General features: G+C 63.9%; 17 protein-coding genes and 1 pseudogene. 14 read left to right on the top strand and 4 right to left on the bottom strand.

The features are described 5' to 3' along the window. The first annotated feature begins 65 nt into the window (after positions 1–65). The 3 genes from QZ378_RS04690 to QZ378_RS04680 all read left to right on the top strand — a co-directional run bounded on the left by QZ378_RS04690 (position 66) and on the right by QZ378_RS04680 (position 3,151). Positions 66–2,060, top strand: coding sequence for a fructose-1,6-bisphosphatase (locus QZ378_RS04690; protein WP_191379856.1), 1,995 nt, complete (start codon positions 66–68; stop codon positions 2,058–2,060). Positions 2,061–2,123: 63 nt separating this feature from the next. After that, entirely contained in the window at positions 2,124–2,606 is a 483-nt protein-coding gene (locus QZ378_RS04685; RefSeq protein ID WP_191379855.1) for a zinc ribbon domain-containing protein, read from the top strand. 50 nt (positions 2,607–2,656) lie between these two features. Beyond that, positions 2,657–3,151, top strand: coding sequence for a zinc ribbon domain-containing protein (locus QZ378_RS04680; RefSeq protein WP_291257471.1), 495 nt, complete (start codon positions 2,657–2,659; stop codon positions 3,149–3,151). A 251-nt stretch (positions 3,152–3,402) separates the two neighbouring features. On the opposite strand, the gene QZ378_RS04675 is transcribed toward QZ378_RS04680, so the two are convergent. Both QZ378_RS04675 and QZ378_RS04670 read right to left on the bottom strand, forming a co-directional pair. Next, entirely contained in the window at positions 3,403–4,656 is a 1,254-nt protein-coding gene (locus QZ378_RS04675; protein ID WP_291257470.1) for a DUF4358 domain-containing protein, read from the bottom strand. Then, the gene (locus QZ378_RS04670; protein ID WP_191379852.1) at positions 4,653–5,576 is read right to left on the bottom strand and encodes a LysR family transcriptional regulator; all 924 of its coding nucleotides are present in this window, start codon (positions 5,574–5,576) and stop codon (positions 4,653–4,655) included. Before QZ378_RS04670 ends, QZ378_RS04675 begins: the two co-directional genes overlap by 4 nt. A gap of 130 nt (positions 5,577–5,706) precedes the next feature. Here QZ378_RS04670 and QZ378_RS04665 point away from each other — a divergent pair, with 130 nt between their 5' ends. The 3 genes from QZ378_RS04665 (at position 5,707) to QZ378_RS04655 (ending at position 8,000) form a co-directional block, all read left to right on the top strand. Further along, positions 5,707–6,549, top strand: coding sequence for an aldo/keto reductase (locus tag QZ378_RS04665; RefSeq protein WP_291257469.1), 843 nt, complete (start codon positions 5,707–5,709; stop codon positions 6,547–6,549). A gap of 44 nt (positions 6,550–6,593) precedes the next feature. Then, entirely contained in the window at positions 6,594–7,100 is a 507-nt protein-coding gene (locus QZ378_RS04660; protein ID WP_291257468.1) for a flavodoxin, read from the top strand. Positions 7,101–7,238: 138 nt separating this feature from the next. Beyond that, positions 7,239–8,000, top strand: a complete 762-nt coding sequence (locus QZ378_RS04655) for an SDR family oxidoreductase (RefSeq protein ID WP_087237393.1) — start codon at positions 7,239–7,241, stop codon at positions 7,998–8,000. A gap of 158 nt (positions 8,001–8,158) precedes the next feature. Here the strand turns inward: QZ378_RS04655 and QZ378_RS04650 are convergent, their stop codons facing one another. Together QZ378_RS04650 and QZ378_RS04645 are read right to left on the bottom strand one after the other, a co-directional pair. After that, positions 8,159–8,668 (bottom strand): DUF1097 domain-containing protein, encoded by a 510-nt coding sequence (locus tag QZ378_RS04650; protein WP_191528804.1) that lies wholly within the window; start codon positions 8,666–8,668, stop codon positions 8,159–8,161. Positions 8,669–8,808: 140 nt separating this feature from the next. Continuing rightward, positions 8,809–9,723, bottom strand: a complete 915-nt coding sequence (locus QZ378_RS04645) for a LysR family transcriptional regulator (RefSeq protein WP_191380205.1) — start codon at positions 9,721–9,723, stop codon at positions 8,809–8,811. Positions 9,724–9,939: 216 nt separating this feature from the next. On the opposite strand from QZ378_RS04645, the gene QZ378_RS04640 reads away from it, so the two are divergent. The 8 genes and pseudogenes from QZ378_RS04640 to QZ378_RS04605 form a co-directional block, all read left to right on the top strand. Continuing rightward, positions 9,940–11,211: a nitrate/nitrite transporter gene (locus QZ378_RS04640; protein WP_291257467.1), complete on the top strand. Its 1,272-nt coding sequence runs from the start codon at positions 9,940–9,942 to the stop codon at positions 11,209–11,211. A gap of 45 nt (positions 11,212–11,256) precedes the next feature. Then, complete coding sequence (locus tag QZ378_RS04635; protein ID WP_087237383.1) at positions 11,257–12,537, top strand: DUF362 domain-containing protein; 1,281 nt, start codon at positions 11,257–11,259, stop codon at positions 12,535–12,537. Beyond that, positions 12,518–12,799 carry a hypothetical protein gene (locus QZ378_RS04630; protein WP_291257466.1) on the top strand — a complete coding sequence of 94 codons (282 nt, stop codon included), beginning with the start codon at positions 12,518–12,520 and terminating at the stop codon, positions 12,797–12,799. Before QZ378_RS04635 ends, QZ378_RS04630 begins: the two co-directional genes overlap by 20 nt. A 161-nt stretch (positions 12,800–12,960) precedes the next feature. Continuing rightward, positions 12,961–13,923, top strand: a complete 963-nt coding sequence (locus QZ378_RS04625; RefSeq protein WP_291257465.1) for a 3-hydroxyacyl-CoA dehydrogenase family protein — start codon at positions 12,961–12,963, stop codon at positions 13,921–13,923. A 42-nt stretch (positions 13,924–13,965) separates the two neighbouring features. Continuing rightward, positions 13,966–14,619, top strand: a complete 654-nt coding sequence (locus tag QZ378_RS04620) for a CoA transferase subunit A (RefSeq protein ID WP_087237377.1) — start codon at positions 13,966–13,968, stop codon at positions 14,617–14,619. Positions 14,620–14,632: 13 nt separating this feature from the next. After that, positions 14,633–15,283, top strand: coding sequence for a CoA-transferase (locus QZ378_RS04615; RefSeq protein WP_366935126.1), 651 nt, complete (start codon positions 14,633–14,635; stop codon positions 15,281–15,283). A 1-nt stretch (position 15,284) separates the two neighbouring features. After that, entirely contained in the window at positions 15,285–16,457 is a 1,173-nt protein-coding gene (locus tag QZ378_RS04610; RefSeq protein ID WP_191385061.1) for a thiolase family protein, read from the top strand. A gap of 72 nt (positions 16,458–16,529) precedes the next feature. Then, a pseudogene (locus QZ378_RS04605) lies at positions 16,530–16,896 on the top strand (enoyl-CoA hydratase/isomerase family protein); the annotation flags it as partial.

Raw genomic sequence — 16,896 nt, 5'->3', positions numbered from 1 at the left:
CGATAATGATTTTTGAAATCATCCGTTTGCATATATCGTTTGCATACATAGAAGGAGGTTCCCGCATGAAGCCCACCCAAGCCTGCCGCCCGGAAAACCTGCACTACCTGAAAATGCTGGCCCGCCAGTATCCCACCGTCCAGGCTGCCAGCACGGAGATCATCAACCTCCAGGCCATTCTGAACCTGCCCAAGGGCACGGAGCACTTTGTCTCCGACCTTCACGGGGAGTACGAGGCCTTCCTTCACATCCTCAACTCCGCCTCCGGCGTGGTGCGGGAGAAGCTGGACGACCTCTTTGCCGCCACCGTGTCCAAGGCGGAGCGGGATCAGCTGGCCACGCTGATCTACTACCCCCGCGAGAAGCTGGAGGAGATCCGGCGGGACACCCCCGACATGCGGGAATGGTACCGCATCACCTTCCACCGGCTGATTGAGCTGTGCCGGCTGGCCAGCTCCAAGTACACCCGTTCCAAGGTGCGCAAGGCCATGCCGAAGGAGTACGCCTACATCCTGGACGAGATGCTCCACACCCACTACGAGGACAACGACAAGCGGGACTACTACGAGAACATCATCTCCACCATCATTGACATCGGCCGGGCCTCCGACTTTTTGGTGCAGCTGTGCGAGCTCATCAAGCGCCTGGCGGTGGATCACCTCCACGTGGTGGGGGACATCTTCGACCGGGGCCCCCGGGCGGACATCATCCTGGACTCCCTGCTGGACTACCACAGCGTGGACATCCAGTGGGGCAACCACGACGTGCTGTGGATGGGTGCGGCCTCCGGCTCCCGCACCCTGGTGGCCACGGTGCTGTCCAACTCCCTGCGCTACAACAACCTGGAGGTCATCGAGACCGGCTACGGCATCTCCCTGCGCCCCCTGTCGGTCTTCGCCAACGAGGTCTACAGGGACTGCGATGTGAGCCGCTTCGCCGTCAAGCTCACCGGGGAGGAGGCGGAGAAGTACACGGAAAAGGACAAGCTGCTCTCCGCCCGGATGTACAAGGCCATCACCATGATCCTCTTCAAGCTGGAGGGGCAGAAGATCCTCCGGAACCCCGCCTTCCGCATGGCCGACCGCCTGCTGCTGGACAAGGTGGACTACGAGCACAAGACCGTCACGGTAGACGGCAAGGTCTATCCCATGCTGGACACCGACTTCCCCACCGTGGATCCCGCCGATCCCTATACCCTCACCCCCGAGGAGGAGATCCTGATCCACCAGCTGACCCTCTCCTTCCTCCACAGCGAGAAGCTCCAGCGGCACGTGCGCTTCCTCTACTCCAAGGGCAGCCTGTACAAGATCTTCAACGGCAACCTGCTCTTTCACGGATGCATCCCCATGGCGGAGGACGGCAGCCTCCTCACCTTCCAGGCGGATGGAAAGACCCTGTCCGGCAAGGCCTTCCTGGACTACGCCGATCTCACCGCCCGCCGGGCCTACTACTCCGCCCCCGGTTCGCCGGAGCGGGCGGCCGGCATGGACTTTCTGTGGTTCCTGTGGGCCGGGCGCAACAGCCCCATCTTCGGCCGGGATCGGATGGCCACCTTTGAGCGGCGCTTCATCGCCGACGAGTCCACCTGGGCCGAGCCCAAGAACGTCTACTATCAGCTCTACAATGACCCGGCGGTGTGCGAGGCCCTGCTGAAGGAGTTCGGTCTGGAGGGCCCCCACTGCCACATCATCAACGGCCATGTCCCCGTCAAGTCCAAGAAGGGGGAGAGTCCCAGAAAAGGCGGCGGCAGGCTCCTGGTCATCGACGGCGGTTTCTGCAAGGCCTATCAGGAGACCACTGGCATCGCCGGATACACCCTTATCTACAACTCCGCCTGCTACCGTCTGGTGTCCCATCAGCCCTTTGTGGGCCGGGAAGAGGCCATCCGCAGCAGCCAGGACATCGCCTCCACCTCCGTGGTGTTCGAGCGGCTGGAGACCCGGCTGAAAATCGCCGGTACCGACGTGGGCCGGCAGCTTCAGGAGCAGATCGACGACCTCATGTCCCTGCTGGACGCCTACCGCAGCGGCGCCATCGCGGAGGATCACCGGGAATATTGATGGCCGTCCCGCCCTCTGGTAAACTGAGAAAAACGGCGCACTGCGCCGAAAGGAGGCCCTGCTATGGCCCTGATCACCTGTCCCGAGTGCGGGAAAGAGATTTCCGACCGCTCCGCCTGCTGCGTCCACTGCGGCTATCCCCTGCCGCCCAAGCCGCCAGAGCCCAATCGCTTTTCCGTGGTGCTCACCAGTCCGCCCCACTATCCGGAGAACCGGAAGCGCATGGCTCTGGCCCTGGTGAAGGAGCTTGATCTGTCCGAGAAGGACGCCATGGATCTCATGGACAGCGCCGAGCAGAAGCCTGTGGTACTGCGCAGTGAGATGACTGTGGAATCCGCCCGCGCCTTTGCCAATACCCTTCAGCGGGCGGGTGCCTATGTGAAGGTGGTAGACGGCAGCAGCCCGGACAGTCCGGAGGCTTCAATGTCCTCTTCGGCCCTCGCAAAAGAGCGCCATGGCCTGGGATTCTGTGGGACAGTGGTTGCCGTAGTGGTGGGCGTTCTGGCGGCCCATCTGATCATGGCGCTGCTGGGCGGCCTGTTCTGAGCTCATGCCGCCCGCCGGTCCGGCGCTGTTTACAGAAAGGAGGCCCTGACATGGCCCTGATTCCCTGCCCCGAGTGCGGAAAAGAGATCTCCGACCAGGCCCCGGCCTGCATCCACTGCGGCTATCCCCTGCCGCCCAAGGGGCCCGAGCTGCTTTCCCCGGACGAGCCCAACCGCTTTTCCGTGGTGCTCACCGCCAAATGCAATTACCCGGAAAACCGGAGACGGACCATACGGGTGCTGATTGACCAGCTGGGCATCTCCAAGACAGAGGCCGAGGTCTACATGGACAACACCGAGCTGGGCCCCGTCCTGCTGCGGAGCGGAATGACCGAGGAGTCCGCCCGGGATTTCGCCGGCATTCTGGCAAGGGCGGGCGCCCATGTACAGGTGGTGGACGGCAGCCAGCCCTGCGACCTGGCGCCCCATACCGCTCCGCCACCCCAAGGCCTCACCTTCGGCGAGGCGGTCTGGGCCGTAATCCTGGGCAACCTGTTTCTGGCGCTTGCCGCATTCGTAATTTCCGTCTTCTTATCCCTGCTCTGAGCCGCCGGCTCCCCCTCATCGCGGCGGCGGGCGCGGCCGCCGTCCTGCCTGCATGGTTCATTTCCGCCGTCGGCGGCCCTTGTAGAGCCGTTTCCGGCCGCCGATACCTTCCGCCCCTCACCTGCCCGGCCCGGAGCCCGCCGCTCCGGGCTGGGCCTATTTTCGAGTGACACAAGCAATAGTCTGTAAAGTATAATCCCTGTTCAGTAACTCGCTTTATATAGGCGTTTTCCCTTTACAGCAGCTCTCTGTCAACGCTGCCGCCAGGCATAAGCAGTGTCCTCCGCCTCGGGGATGCCGGACGCCTCCCACTGGTGGTCGGTGTCCCGCAGGAAGCCGCTGGTCACATTGAAGTAGCGGTGGGCCGTCCGCTCCGACACCGTGCCGTAGGTGGTGGGGTCGTCCCAGGTCACATCCACGCAGTACCAGTCCCCGTCCAGGCAGACCTGGTTCCATGCGTGGTCAGAGGTGCCGCCGTGGGCGGTGCCCTCCACCGTGATACACTGGATGCCCAGCAGATCCATGAACAGCTGGAAGGTGGAGGCGTACCCCAGGCAGATTCCCTTCCCGTCCACCAGGAAGCCGTAGGGGTTGTCGTTGTTGGGGTTCTCCCGGAAATCGGGCAGCTGGCTCAGGGTGTTGGAGTCATAGCTACCATGGGCCACCATCCAGTCGTGCACGGCCAGCTCCTTCTCGTAGTCGGAGCCGTCCGCCGGCACCACGTCGGCGATCACCTGGGCGCACACATCCAGGATGGCCCGATCCTCCTCCGCCAGCCCGCTCCAGTCCCCCCGCTCCCAGGCGGCCAGCAGCCGGGCCTCGTCATAGCTCCAGGGCTCCGCCGGCGGAGCGGTCGGCACGGGAGTGGGGACAACCGCAGGTGCCGTGGCCGTCGGAACGGGCGCAGGCGCCTCCGTTTCCGCCGGCACAGGGGTGGGCGTTGGGGTGGGAGTTGGGTCAGGTGCGGGCGGCTGGGCGCTCTCCTGCGGAGCCGTCTCCTCCGCCGGGGGCGCCTGGGTGAAGCAGGCCGAAAAGGCCTCCTCCGCCGCGGCTGTGTCCCCGCACACCAGCAGGGCCAGCCAGTCCCCCCGGGCGACTACCGCGCCGTCCTCCAGCAGGGCGGCCTCCTCCGGCAGGTAGCCGGTAAAGTCCCCCGTCCGGGCTTCCAGATAGGCGCGGAGCGCGTCCGCCGCCCCGTCCGAATCGGCCTGCTCCGTCAGCCGGAGCACCGCGATCTCCTGGGCGGAGGCGCCGCCGGCAGCCAGGATGGCCCCGTCCGCCACGTCCTCCGGATTCAGGCCGTAGCTGTCGGCCACATATATCTCATACGTCCCGTCCCCCGGCAGCAGCTCCGTCATCCCGGGCGGCGCCTCCTGGGACGCCAGGATGGCCCGGGCCATCTGGAGGGGCGTCCAGGCGGTTTCCACGTCCTCCTCTCCCCCGCCGCAGGCGGCCAGGGAGAGCAGCAGGCAGGCGGCCAGCAGGCTGGCCCAAAGGCGCTTCATAGGCTTTCCCCCCATTCTGTTCCGAGAGCAGCCGCCGGCCGCTTGGGGGCAATCAGGGTCAGGAAGCGCAGAATATCCTCCGGCGCGTCCTTCGCATACAGCACCCCGTAGGGTACGCGGAAGTCCCAGTCCACCGGCAGGGTCACCAGGCCCGGGTGAACCTCGCTCCAGCACTCCAGCGTCAGCAGCACGTGGTGGGTCTGGGCACAGCGGTTGAACACCTCCATATCGTAAAACTGCGAGGTGTCCTCGATGTGAATGGCGGGGTGGCGCTCCACCTCGTCCCGAACCGCGTCGACGGCCGGCGCGTCCCCCCGCTTCCCCATCATCAGCGTCTGTCCGTAGAGATCCTCTATGGACAGGCGTGTTTTCCGCGCCAGCGGGTGCTCCCGTGCCACCGCGCAGCAGACCCGGTAAGCCCCCAGGGGCAGAAAGCTGCATAGCTCCAGCCATTCGGCCGAATCGCACGCGCCGATCAGGAAGTCATACTTTTCCCCCAGCGCCGCGATCTGGGACAGGATCCCCGTGCGGGTGTCCTCAAAGGGCACGATGTGGAGCCGGTAACCCGGAAACTCCCGGTTCACCTGATACCAGAGATCCATAAAGGGCTTGCAGGGGTTGAGCAGGGAGCTGCCGATGCAGAAGGTGGTCTGGGCGGCCTGCTCCTGCCGCCTGGCCTCCTCCACGGCCCGGGCCGAGTAGTCGAACAGGAACCGGGCGTGCCGGTAGATGACCTGCCCCGCCGGGGTCAGCCGGATCCCGTGGCTGTCCCGCTCCAGCAGGGTGAGCTGGAGGTGCTTTTCCAGGGCGTTGACCTGCTTCATGACAGAGGGCGGCGAGAGGTAGAGCCGCTCCGCCGCCTTGTTGAAGCTGCCGCAGTCCGCCGCGCAGACAAAGGCCGTCAGCTGTGGATTGAACAAGCCTGCTCCCCTCCTCTGTATTGCCTTTTGGTTTATACCATGTTACTGCATCGGTGCTTCCCTGTCAAGGGAATCCGCGCTACAATAGAGTCGCAAAACCGGAAAAAACACATTTCAGGAGGGTTTTCTGATGGAATTTGTGACACTGAACAACGGAGTGAAGATGCCCATGCTGGGCTACGGCGTGTATCAGGTGGATCCCGCCGAATGTGAGCGCTGCGTGGCCGACGCCATCTCGGTGGGCTACCGCTCCATCGACACCGCCCAGGCCTACTACAACGAGGAGGGCGTGGGCGCGGCCGTGGCCAAGAGCGGCGTGCCGCGAGAGGAGCTGTTCCTCACCACCAAGGTGTGGATCTCCAACGCCGGGTATGAGAAGGCCAGGGCCTCCATCGACGAATCCCTGCGCAAGCTCAAGACCGACTATATCGACCTGCTGCTGATCCACCAGCCCTTTAACGACTACTACGGCACCTACCGCGCCATGGAGGAGGCCTATCAGGCCGGCAAGGTGCGGGCCATCGGCGTGTCCAACTTCTACCCCGACCGGCTCATCGACCTGTGCCGGTTTGTGGAGGTGCCTCCCGCCGTCAACCAGGTGGAGACCCACGTGTTCCAGCAGCAGGCCAAGGCCCATGAAATCATGCAGAAGTACGGCGTCCAGCATGAGAGCTGGGGCCCCTTCGCCGAGGGCCGGAAGGACTTCTTCCACAACCCCGCGCTGACCGAGATCGGCGCCAAGTACGGCAAGTCCTCTGCCCAGACCGCCCTGCGTTTCCTGCTCCAGTCCGGCGTGGTGGTGATCCCCAAGTCCACCCACAGGGAGCGGATGGTTCAGAATCTGGACGTGTTCGACTTTGCCCTCTCTGACGGGGATATGGCCGCCATCCGCGGGCTGGACGAGGGGGAGAGCGCCTTCTTCTCCCACTACGACCCGGAGACCGTGGAGTTCCTCACCGGCCTGGGCAAGTGACCACCCCCGCCGGTTCCGCACCCCACAGACAGGGAGGACATGCCATGCAGGCATTGATCGCCTATTTTTCCAGGGCGGGTGAGAACTATTTCAGCGGCGCCCTGCGGACGGTTCCCGTGGGCAACACAGAGCTGGCGGCCCGGATGCTCCGGGAGCTCACCGGCGCCGCGCTGTTCAAAATCGAGCCCCTGCTGCCCTATTCCGACGATTACAACGAGTGCATCGCCCAGGCCCAGGACGACCAGCGGCGGGGCGCCCGCCCGGAGCTGAGAGAATACCCGGACAGCCTGGAGCCATATGACACCGTCTATCTGGGCTACCCCAACTACTGGGGCACCATGCCCATGCCGGTGTTCACCTTTCTGGAGCACTTTGACTTTTCCGGCAAGACCATCCGCCCCTTCTGCACCCACGAGGGCAGCGGCCTGGGGCACAGTGTGGAGGACATTCGCCGCCTGTGTCCCGGCGCCCGGGTGGAGCCGGGGCTGGCCATCCGCGGCACCGGCGTCCGGACGGCGGAACCCGCCCTCCGTGCTTGGTGCGGGCGATAACGCCGGACGGCGGGGCCGGGCCGCCGCTGTGCTATACTTTTTTTGAATACCGGTAGAAAAAATCCATATTTTTCAAACCCTATTGTGCTCCTTTATACTGTTTTTGTCCAAAAACAGTATAAAGGAGCACAATTTATCATGAAACGACTGGAGGGAAAGGTGGCCATCGTCACCGGTGCCAACTCCGGCATCGGCAAGGCCACTGCGGAGCTTTTTGCCCGGGAGGGCGCTGATCTGGTTCTGGCCGCCCGCAGGCTGGACAAGCTCCAGGAGGTGGAGGCCTACGCCGCGTCCCAGGGGGTGCGCGCCATCTCCGTGGCCACCGACGTCAGCAAGCCGGAGGACTGCCACAGGCTGGTGGAGGCCGCCGTGGAGGCCTTTGGCCGCATCGACGTGCTGGTCAACAACGCCGGCATCGATGACAAGAACAAGTCCATCACCAACTGTGATCTGGAGCTGTGGAACAAGGTCATCTCCACCGATCAGGACTCCGTTTACTACATGATGAAGGAGACGCTGCCCTATATGGAGAAGGCCGGCAAGGGCTCCATTGTGAACATCTCCTCCATCGGCGCCACCCGCTCCAACGCCGGCATCTCCTATACCGCCGCCAAGATGGCCGTCATCGGCATGACCAAGAACGTGGCCATCCAGGTCGCCGGCACCGGCATCCGCTGCAACGCCGTCTGCCCCGGCCCCACCGAGACCCCCATCTTCTCCCCCGAGAACGCCGCCAGCTTTGACAAGGACTTCGCCCGGGTGTGTGCCCGCCACTTTGACGGCTCCCTGCCCCGCACCCAGCCCGAGGATCAGGCCAATGCTATCCTCTTTTTCGCCAGCGACGAGTCCAAGGCCATCAACGGCGAGACCCTGGTGGTGGACTACGGCGGAACCATCTGACCCGCAGCTTACCGTGAAAAAAGTCCCCTCCGCGGCCTGGTTTCAGGCCCCGGAGGGGACTTTTTCCTGCTCTTTTCTTTTACACAGAGCAAAAGCCGGCCCAATCAGTTCAACTGCCATACTATATATTATAATAAGGTGTCCGGCGGGATCTGCCGTCAGCTCCGCTCCCCTTCTTTCGGCAGGGGAAACCGCTTTACAGCGAACTCCATGCCCAGGGAGCACAGGGCGGCCAGGACAATGCCGATGACCAGGGTGGCAGCCAGCCCCACTGTGTTGCCGTTGTTCTGGGAGAAGGTGAGGCACACGCCGGCGAAGATGAAGGGCATGTGGCGGAAAGGGGTTCTGGCCAGCACGTGGATGTGGAGCACCATGGTGACGGCGGTACCCAGGGTGATGGACACAAAGCTGGCGGCGGCCAGGCCCAAGCCCAGGTTCTGAAACAGATCCATCAGCAGGAAGTCCACCTTGCCCCAGACGCAGCCGGCCAGGGCGCTCAGGCACATGGCGGGCACATCCCGCACGTGCCCGCCCATGCCGAAGAAGATGGCCAGGCAGACAAACATCACCCAAGGCACGCCGAAGGCGGTAAAGCCGTAGAGAAAATAAAACACCGCGGAGAGAAGAGAAGTCCAGACAGAGAAGAGAAAAACAGCATTCCGACTCATCAGTTTACATTCCTTTCGTGACGTGAATGAGTCGATTATAGCGAACCGGCCTGGAAAAGGCAAGCCTCCGGCGGCCCGGAGACGACGCACCCCCAGCCCTAGCTATGCTAGGGCGGGGGGTGAAATTTTTTTGGCGCGGCTCAAGCGCGGGTTGCAGCGGCGTACTCGGCATTGATCCGGGTGAAGTAGTCCCGGACGAAGGCACGGAAGCGCTGTCCGTGCTCATTGAGGGGGCGGCGCTTGTTATAGGCGATGCCCCAGTATGCCTCGGGCGCGCCGTCGGCATACTCCCGGCAGACCACGTTCTGGTGGCCGCCCTGGAGATAGAGCTCCTCATACTTCACCGCCGGGACGATGGAGACGCACTGGTTGGACTCCACCAGGGAGAGCAGCAGGTTCAGGTGGCGCACATCGTAGTCAATGGCCGGCGTCACGCCGAACTTGGCGCTCTCCGCGGCGCAGAAGGTCTCCTTGTTGACCCGGGAGCCGTCGATGGCCAGGCGGCAGCCGGCCAGCTGGTGCCGGGTGATGGACGCCTCCCCGGCCAGGGGGTGATCCCGGCTCATCAGCAGCACGAAGTGGCAGTTGTACACCCGCTCAAAGACAATCTCATCCGAGGGGGGCGGCAGCACCGCCAGGGCCAGATCCACCTCCCCCCGCTCCAGCAGGAAGGTGAGGGCGGGAAGATCCAGCCGCTTCTGGATCAGGTTGATGTCCGGATTGTCCAGCACGAAGTGCTCCAGCAGGTCGGTATCGTCCGTCATGCAGGCGAGGGACAGCGGGGCGGACTTTCCGGCGTGCTGATCCCGCACCGCCCGCACGCCGGCGTCCAGGGTGTCCACCGCGCGCTTGACGCTTTCCAGCAGCAGCTCACCATTCTGGTTCAGCACGATTTTGCCCCTCCGGCGGTCAAAGAGGGGCACGCCGACCTCTTCCTCCAGGCGGGAAATACTGGTGCTCAGATTGGGCTGAGAGACAAAGAGCGCCTGCGCGGCTTTGGACATATTGCCCAGTTCCGCCACGGCCATGAAATAACGAAGCTGTGAAAGTTCCATGCCAACTTCCCCCCGGGTAAGTATAAAAGTTGCTTATACCGCTGTTAGCATTATATATTTTTCTAATAACTTTGTAAAGGTTATACTAAGACCGCTTCGAGACATACCGGCCGGAACGTCAGGCAGAACGCGGGAAGGAGAGAGAAACGCCAAGCACACCCGCTTCAACCGATTTGGGGGCGGAGCTGCCGCCCCACTCAGGAGGAATGTAAAGTTATGGAACAGACGAAACGAGGCTTTGGAGCCTGGGGTTGGTTTCTGCTGATCTTCGGCTTCCTGATCTTCTTCAGCAACGGCGGCTTCTTTGCCGACGGCACCAACGTCATTGCCCCCGCCGTGGCGGAGCGGCTGGGCGTGGACCGGACCATCATCCTGAACATGAATACCGTGGCCGGCATTGTCGGCGTGATCATCGCCATCATCGCCGGCCAGCTCAACCAGCGCATCGGCCCGGCTAAGGTGGCCGCCGGCTGCCTGATCCTGGCGGGCCTGGGCCACATCGCCACCGGCAACGCGGTGAGCGTGCCCATGTACTTAATCGCCATGTGCTGTGTGGGCGGCGGCCTGAGCGCCGGCTCCTTCGTGGGCATCGGCACCCTGGTTGCCATGTGGTTCCCCCGCAAGCAGGGCCAGGCCATGAGCGTGGTGGCCATGGGCTCCAACTTCGGCACCATGGTGTTCGTCCCCCTGCTCACCGTGCTGGTGGGCAGCCTGGGCATCGCCGTCAGCTCCGTGATCTGCGGCGTTGTGGCCGCGGTGGTGGGCGTGATCGGCGCGGTGATGCTGCGCAACACCCCCCAGGAGCGGGGCCTCTATCCCGATAATGTCACCGAGGCCGAGTTCAAGGCCAATTACGCCGCCGCCGCCCCGGAGGAGGATCCCCACGGTTGGACCGTCGGCAAGCTGCTGTGCACCAAGGAGACCTGGCTGTGCGTGCTGTCCACCGGCTTCCTGATGCTGGTTCAGATGGGCATCATGACCCAGCTGGTGGCCCGCAACATGGAGGTCGGCATGAACCAGGCCCTGGCCACCGGCGTCATGAGCGCCATCGCCGTCATCGGCGTCATCGGCTCCGTGATCATCGGCCGCATCGTGTTCAAGCTGGGCATCAAGAAGGCCGGCGTCATGACCGCCGTGCTGTACGTGGTGGCTCTGCTGTGCAACATCAGCGGCATCATGCCCCTGGTGTGGATCTCCCTGGTGATCATCGGCTTCCTGGGCGCCGCCGCCCCCAACCTGATGAACTCCATCCCCGGCTCCGTGTTTGGCCGCGTGGGCTATGCCAAGGTCAACAGCGTGGTCTTCCCGATCACCAACATCATCTTTATGTGCAACTTCGCCGTCAACGGCATCGTGCAGGGCCTGTTCCACAGCATCAGCGCGGTCTATATCGTGTTCGCCGTGCTGGCCCTCATCTCCCTGTTCCTGATTCTGGCCATCCAGGATCACAAGTACGACCAGGACTACATGGCCGCTCACAAAAACTGAGCTTGTGGGCAGTTATTGTAAAAAAGATTAGAAGGAGGCAACATCATGAGCAAGAAGTCTGTCGTGGCGCTGGCTCATAGCAAGGACGTGCAGGAGAACGTCACCCGCGTCTTTGACATGCTGGGCGGCGTCACCAACCTGATCGAGCCCAACTCCACCGTGGTGCTCAAGCCCAACGCGGGCCACGCCGCTCCCCCGGAGTTTGCCGTGTGCACCCACCCCGAGACCGTCCGCGCCGTCATCCGCGAGGTGCGCAAGGCCAATCCCAAGCGCATCGTCATCGCCGAGTCCGCCGCCGTGGGCTGCGACACCATGGAGTGCTATGAGGCCTGCGGCATCGCCAAGATGGCTGCGGAGGAGGGCGTGGAGCTCTACGACATCAAGCGGGAGAAGGATCTGGTCAACGTGGCCGTGCGCGGCTACCGCTCCAACATCTCCCACGTGAAGCTGCCCAAGCTGCTGCTGGAGGCCGAGCACATCATCAACCTGCCCATCCTGAAGGCCCACGCCAGCATGGTGTTCTCCGGCGCGCTGAAGAACATCAAGGGCGTGGTACAGGATCAGGTTCACACCACCATGCACCGCCAGAACCTGACCATGGCCATGATGGACGTGTGGAGCGTCTGCAAGCCCGACCTGAACATCATGGACGTGATGAGCGCCGCCAGCGGCTACTCCCCCCACACCCCCACTCCCATTGAGCTGGACTGCGTCATGGGCTCCAAGGATCCCGTGGCCCTGGATCGCATCGCCTGCGAGCTGGTGGGCATTGATCCCGACGGCGTGAGCTACTTCAAGGTGGCCGACGAGGTGGGCCTGGGCACCACCGACCAGGAGAACATCGAAGTGGTGGGCGACAAGATCGAGGACTGCTACAAGAAGATGTGGGTTCCCTATCTGGAGGACATCCGCAACCGCTGGCCCGAGTACGACGTCCACTGCGAGGGCGCCTGCTCCAGCTGCCAGGCCCTGCTGACCCTGAACATGGAGACCCTGAAGGCCATCGGCATCTACGACGAGAACAAGGGCATGACCGTTGTGGCCGGCTGCGACAACAAGCTGGATCCCAGCATCCCCGACAAGCAGATCATCCTCCACGGCAACTGCACCCGCCGGCACCTGAAGGAGCACCCCGACGCCTACTTCCTGCCCGGCTGCCCGCCCGGAGAGGGCTCCCTGTACATGACCGTCGTCCGCAAGGAGGCCGTCACCGGCCAGCCCGAGCTGATGCCCTGGATCCGCCAGCGGATGGAGGACGACGCCCCCGCCTGGCGCGGCTATGTGGAGAAGGAGGCTGCCAAGTTCTATGGAACAGACAAACCCTAATCAGGGCTATGTGTTCCTGGACAACGCCCCGGAGCTGATGAAGCTGCTGGAGGACATCTTCACCGATGAGTTCATGCAGCAGCACACCCGCTTTGACAACTTTGAGGGCTTCCAGTTTTCCAGCGCGGTCATCCTCAACTGGAAGGCGGACACCCTGATCTACGCGCCCCCGCTGCTGGACGCCTTCGTCAAGGAGAGCACCCAGTTCGGCAACTGGGACGAGATGGTGCGCACCGCCACCCAGCTGCGCTACTGCAGCTGACCGTCCACGGCTTCACCACCGCCTCCGACACACCGGAGATACCCTTTCCCTGGAGCCGCCAGACCGGATTTCCCCGCCTGGCGGTTCCCCATATCCCGACTGCGGCGGGCATACCGCTCCGCCGGGACCTGTTGAATCTTCAGACAAAGGAGATCAGAGCCATGAAAGTTACAGATATCAGGCGCGTCGCCTGCGTGGGCGGCGGCGTCATCGGTTCCAGCTGGGCCATCCAGTTCGCCATGCGCGGCCTGGACGTCACCCTGTACGACATCAACGACGAGCAGCTGAAAAAGAGCGAGGGCCAGATGCACAAGAGCCTGGACGCTCTGGAGAACTTCAACGCCATCACCCCGGAGCGCCGGGCGGAGATCGTGGCCCGCATCCGTCTGACCACCTCCATGGAGGAGGCGGTGAAGGACGCCCAGTTCATCCAGGAGAGCGGCCCCGAGCGCCTGGAGATCAAGCAGTCCATCCTCGCCCAGGCCGAGCAGTCTGCCTCCCCTGAGGCCGTTTACGCCTCCAGCACCTCCGGCCTGCTCATCTCCGACATCGCCGCCAAGGCCGCCCATCCGGAGCGCTGCGTGGGCGCCCACCCCTACAATCCCCCCCACCTGATCCCCCTGGTGGAGCTGACCTCCGGCGACAAGACCGATCCCGGGCTGCTCCAGCTGGCCTACGACTTCTACCAGTCCATCGGCAAGGAGGCCGTCCTCCTGCGCCGCGAGTGCCCCGGCTTCATCGCCAACCGCCTCCAGCTGGCCCTCTACCGGGAGGTGCAGGACCTGGTCATGCGGGGCGTGTGCTCCGTGGAGGACGCGGACAAGGCCCTGGTGTACGGCCCCGGCCTGCGCTGGGCCATCTTCGGCCACAACATGATCATGCAGCTGGGCAACCCCGGTGGCCTCACCGGCATGGTGAACATGCTGGGCAACTCCGGCGACCGCTGGCTGGCCGACATGGCCTCCTGGACCCACCAGCCCGACAACTGGGCCGAGGTGGCCCAGCCCGGCGTGGATCAGGAGATGAAGAACTTCCCCGACTACATCGGCCACACCAACGAGGCGTGCGCCGCCTACCGGGATCAGATGCTCATTGAGCTGCTCAAGCTCCACCGCAAGCTTTGAGCCCCTGCCCGCCCGAAGAAAATCTGAGCGAAGGAGAACGATATGGAACTGAGTAAGGTACGCAGCAGAGAAGAGATTATCGCCCAGTTTAAGGACGGGCAGACCATTGCCATCGGCGGACAGACCAACCAGTACATGCCCGACCGGCTCATCGACTGCCTGCTGGAGAGCGGCGCCAAGCACCTGACCGTCTACTCCATCGACTCCAGCGATCCCGGCCACGGGGTGAGCCTGCTGCTCGAAAACGGCCGGGTGGACGCGATGATCACCACCCACGTGGGCACCAACCCCCTGACCAACCAGCGCATCCAGTCCGGCCTGCTGAAGGCCGAGTTCAACCCCATGGGCACCTTTATCGAGCGCATCCGCTGCGGCGGCGCCGGCCTGGGCGGCGTACTCACCAAGACCGGCCTGGGCACCGTGGTGGAGGAGGGCAAGCAGGTGATCACCGTCAACGGTGAGCGCTACCTGCTGGAGACCGCCCTCCACGCCGACGTGGCCCTCACCCGCTGCCGCCGGGCCGATCCCATCGGCAACCTGACCTATTCCGGCAGCAGCGGACACGCCTCCCATCCGGTGGTCGCTACCTGCGGCACCCTGTCCATCGTGGAGTGCGACCACTTCTGCGACCTGGGCGAGATCGGCCCGGACGAGGTCAAGGTGCCCGGCATGTTCGTGGACATGATTCTGGCGTAAGGAGGGGAGAGCCATGATGAACAACAGAGATTTTATCGCAAAGCGGGCCGCCGCCTACTTCAAGCCCGGCGACGTGGTCAACCTGGGCATCGGCATCCCCAGCCTGTGCGGCAGCTACGCCGTGTCCGGAGTCCTGTTCCAGAGCGAGAACGGCTTCATCGGCATCGGCCCCAAGGCCGATGGCCTGATGGTGAACGAGCGGTACGCCAACGCCGGCGGGGTCAACTTCGTCCCCGTGCCGGGCAGCAGCGCCTTTGACGTGGCCGCCTCCTTCTGCGTGATCCGCTCCGGCCGCCTGGCGGCCACCGTGCTGGGCGGCCTGCAGGTGTCCGCCGACGGCGATCTGGCCAACTGGGCCACCCCCGGCCGGGCCTTCGGAATGGGGGGCGCCATGGATCTGTGCAACGGGGCCAAAAACGTGATTGTGGCCATGGAGCTGGTGGCCAAGGACGGCTCTCCCAAGATCGTCAACCAGTGCACCCTGCCCCTCACCGCCGTGCGGTGCGTCAACCACATTGTCACCGACCGCTGCGTCATCGACGTCACCGGCGAGGGCCTGGTGCTCTCCGAGATCCGGAAGGGCCATACCGTGGAGGAGATCCAGGCCGCTGTGGAGCCCCAACTGATCATCTCACCCGAGCTGAAGGAAATGGAGGAAGATTGATATGGCAAAACCGTTGAGCAAGACGGTGGTGGTGGCCTACGGCCGCTCCGCCGTGGCCAAGTCCGGCAAGAAGGGCGCCCTGCGCAACATGCACCCCATCGACATGGGCGGCTTGGTTCTGAAGGGCGTGATGGAGAAGATCCCCCAGCTGGACCCCGCCCTGGTGGAGGACGTGATCCTGGGCTGCGCCATCCCCGAAGCCAAGCAGGGCCTCAACCCCGCCCGGCTGGTGGCCGCCCGGGCCGGCCTGCCCTACACCGCCTGCGGCCTCACCGTAGACCGCTTCTGCTCCTCCTCCCTCCAGGCCGTGGCCCTGGCCGCCTGGCAGATCGAGGCGGGCCAGGCCGACTGCATCGTGGCCGGCGGCATCGAGTCCATGACCGCCCTGCCCATGACCCTGGATCGCAGCGGCGACCGGGATCCCTGGCTGGTGGAGCACGACCCCGCCCAGTACATCTCCAACGGTGAGACCGCCGAGAACGTGGCGGAGAAGTACAATGTCACCCGGGAAGAGATGGATCGCCTGGCCCTGGAGAGCCACCAGAAGGCGGCCCGCGCCCAGGACGCCGGCTGGTTCGACGAGCAGATCATCCCCCTGCCCGGCGTGGACGTGGACGGCAATGAGATCGTCTTTGACAAGGATCAGGGCATCCGCCGGGACACCACTCTGGAGAAGATGGCGTCCATGAAGCCCTGCTTCAAGGAGAACGGCCGGGTCACCGCCGCCACCTCCTCCCAGACCAGCGACGGCGCCGCCTTCCTGGTGCTGATGAGCCGGGACAAGGCCAACGAGCTGGGCATCAAGCCCCTGGCCTCCTTCCTGGGCTTCTGCGTGGGCGGCCTGGATCCCGCCTACATGGGCCTGGGCCCCATCTACGCCGTGCCCAAGGTGATGGCGTACACCGGCCTCACCGTGGACGACATGGATGTCATTGAGCTCAACGAGGCCTTTGCCGCCCAGGTCAGCCCCTGCATCAAGGAACTGGGCCTCAACCCCGCCAAGGTCAACCCCAACGGCGGCGCCATGGCCCTGGGCCACCCCCTGGGCGCCACCGGCGCGGTGCTGTCCTGCAAGGCCATCTCCGAGCTGCGCCGCACCGGCGGCAAGTACGCCCTGGTGACCATGTGCATCGCCGGCGGCATGGGCGCGGCCGGCATCTTCAAGGCCGAGTAATTTCAAAAACATCCCAGGCCGCCTGGGACGGATATACAACACAATCAAAACAAAACATTGGAGGAGATCAACATGGGTAAGCCCTTAGCCGATTACGTCAAACTGCCCCAGCTGGACGAGTACAAGGAGTGGTTCAAGGATTTCGCCGATCTGTACCGTGAGGACGGCATCCTGCAGGTCACCTGGAAGACTCTGGACGGCCCCATGCACCACAGCGGCATGTCCCACCGGGCCATCAGCCAGCTGGTGCGCATCCTGTCCATGGACTGGAAGAACGAGATCATCATCTTCACCCACATTGGCGACAGCTGGATGACCGAGTCCGACCCCAACGGCTGGGAGACCTACTCCGAGCTGCCCACCCAGCGGTTCCAGCACCAGTATTTCGACGACACCAACCTGATCAAGAACATGATCTTTGATCTGGACGTGCCCACCA

This window comes from Flavonifractor sp., from assembly GCF_019422385.1.
GTDB lineage: Bacteria > Bacillota > Clostridia > Oscillospirales > Oscillospiraceae > Flavonifractor > Flavonifractor avistercoris.
This window is presented reverse-complemented; position numbering and strand designations above follow the sequence as displayed.

Excerpts from the sequence above, each read along its gene's own strand:
- QZ378_RS04690 (WP_191379856.1), top strand. The coding sequence starts at position 66 with ATGAAGCCCACCCAAGCCTGCCGCCCGGAAAACCTGCACTACCTGAAA.
- QZ378_RS04685 (WP_191379855.1), top strand. The coding sequence starts at position 2,124 with ATGGCCCTGATCACCTGTCCCGAGTGCGGGAAAGAGATTTCCGACCGC.
- QZ378_RS04680 (WP_291257471.1), top strand. The coding sequence starts at position 2,657 with ATGGCCCTGATTCCCTGCCCCGAGTGCGGAAAAGAGATCTCCGACCAG.
- QZ378_RS04675 (WP_291257470.1), bottom strand. The coding sequence starts at position 4,656 with ATGAAGCGCCTTTGGGCCAGCCTGCTGGCCGCCTGCCTGCTGCTCTCC.
- QZ378_RS04665 (WP_291257469.1), top strand. The coding sequence starts at position 5,707 with ATGGAATTTGTGACACTGAACAACGGAGTGAAGATGCCCATGCTGGGC.
- QZ378_RS04660 (WP_291257468.1), top strand. The coding sequence starts at position 6,594 with ATGCAGGCATTGATCGCCTATTTTTCCAGGGCGGGTGAGAACTATTTC.
- QZ378_RS04655 (WP_087237393.1), top strand. The coding sequence starts at position 7,239 with ATGAAACGACTGGAGGGAAAGGTGGCCATCGTCACCGGTGCCAACTCC.
- QZ378_RS04650 (WP_191528804.1), bottom strand. The coding sequence starts at position 8,668 with ATGAGTCGGAATGCTGTTTTTCTCTTCTCTGTCTGGACTTCTCTTCTC.
- QZ378_RS04645 (WP_191380205.1), bottom strand. The coding sequence starts at position 9,723 with ATGGAACTTTCACAGCTTCGTTATTTCATGGCCGTGGCGGAACTGGGC.
- QZ378_RS04640 (WP_291257467.1), top strand. The coding sequence starts at position 9,940 with ATGGAACAGACGAAACGAGGCTTTGGAGCCTGGGGTTGGTTTCTGCTG.
- QZ378_RS04635 (WP_087237383.1), top strand. The coding sequence starts at position 11,257 with ATGAGCAAGAAGTCTGTCGTGGCGCTGGCTCATAGCAAGGACGTGCAG.
- QZ378_RS04630 (WP_291257466.1), top strand. The coding sequence starts at position 12,518 with ATGGAACAGACAAACCCTAATCAGGGCTATGTGTTCCTGGACAACGCC.
- QZ378_RS04625 (WP_291257465.1), top strand. The coding sequence starts at position 12,961 with ATGAAAGTTACAGATATCAGGCGCGTCGCCTGCGTGGGCGGCGGCGTC.
- QZ378_RS04620 (WP_087237377.1), top strand. The coding sequence starts at position 13,966 with ATGGAACTGAGTAAGGTACGCAGCAGAGAAGAGATTATCGCCCAGTTT.
- QZ378_RS04615 (WP_366935126.1), top strand. The coding sequence starts at position 14,633 with ATGATGAACAACAGAGATTTTATCGCAAAGCGGGCCGCCGCCTACTTC.
- QZ378_RS04610 (WP_191385061.1), top strand. The coding sequence starts at position 15,285 with ATGGCAAAACCGTTGAGCAAGACGGTGGTGGTGGCCTACGGCCGCTCC.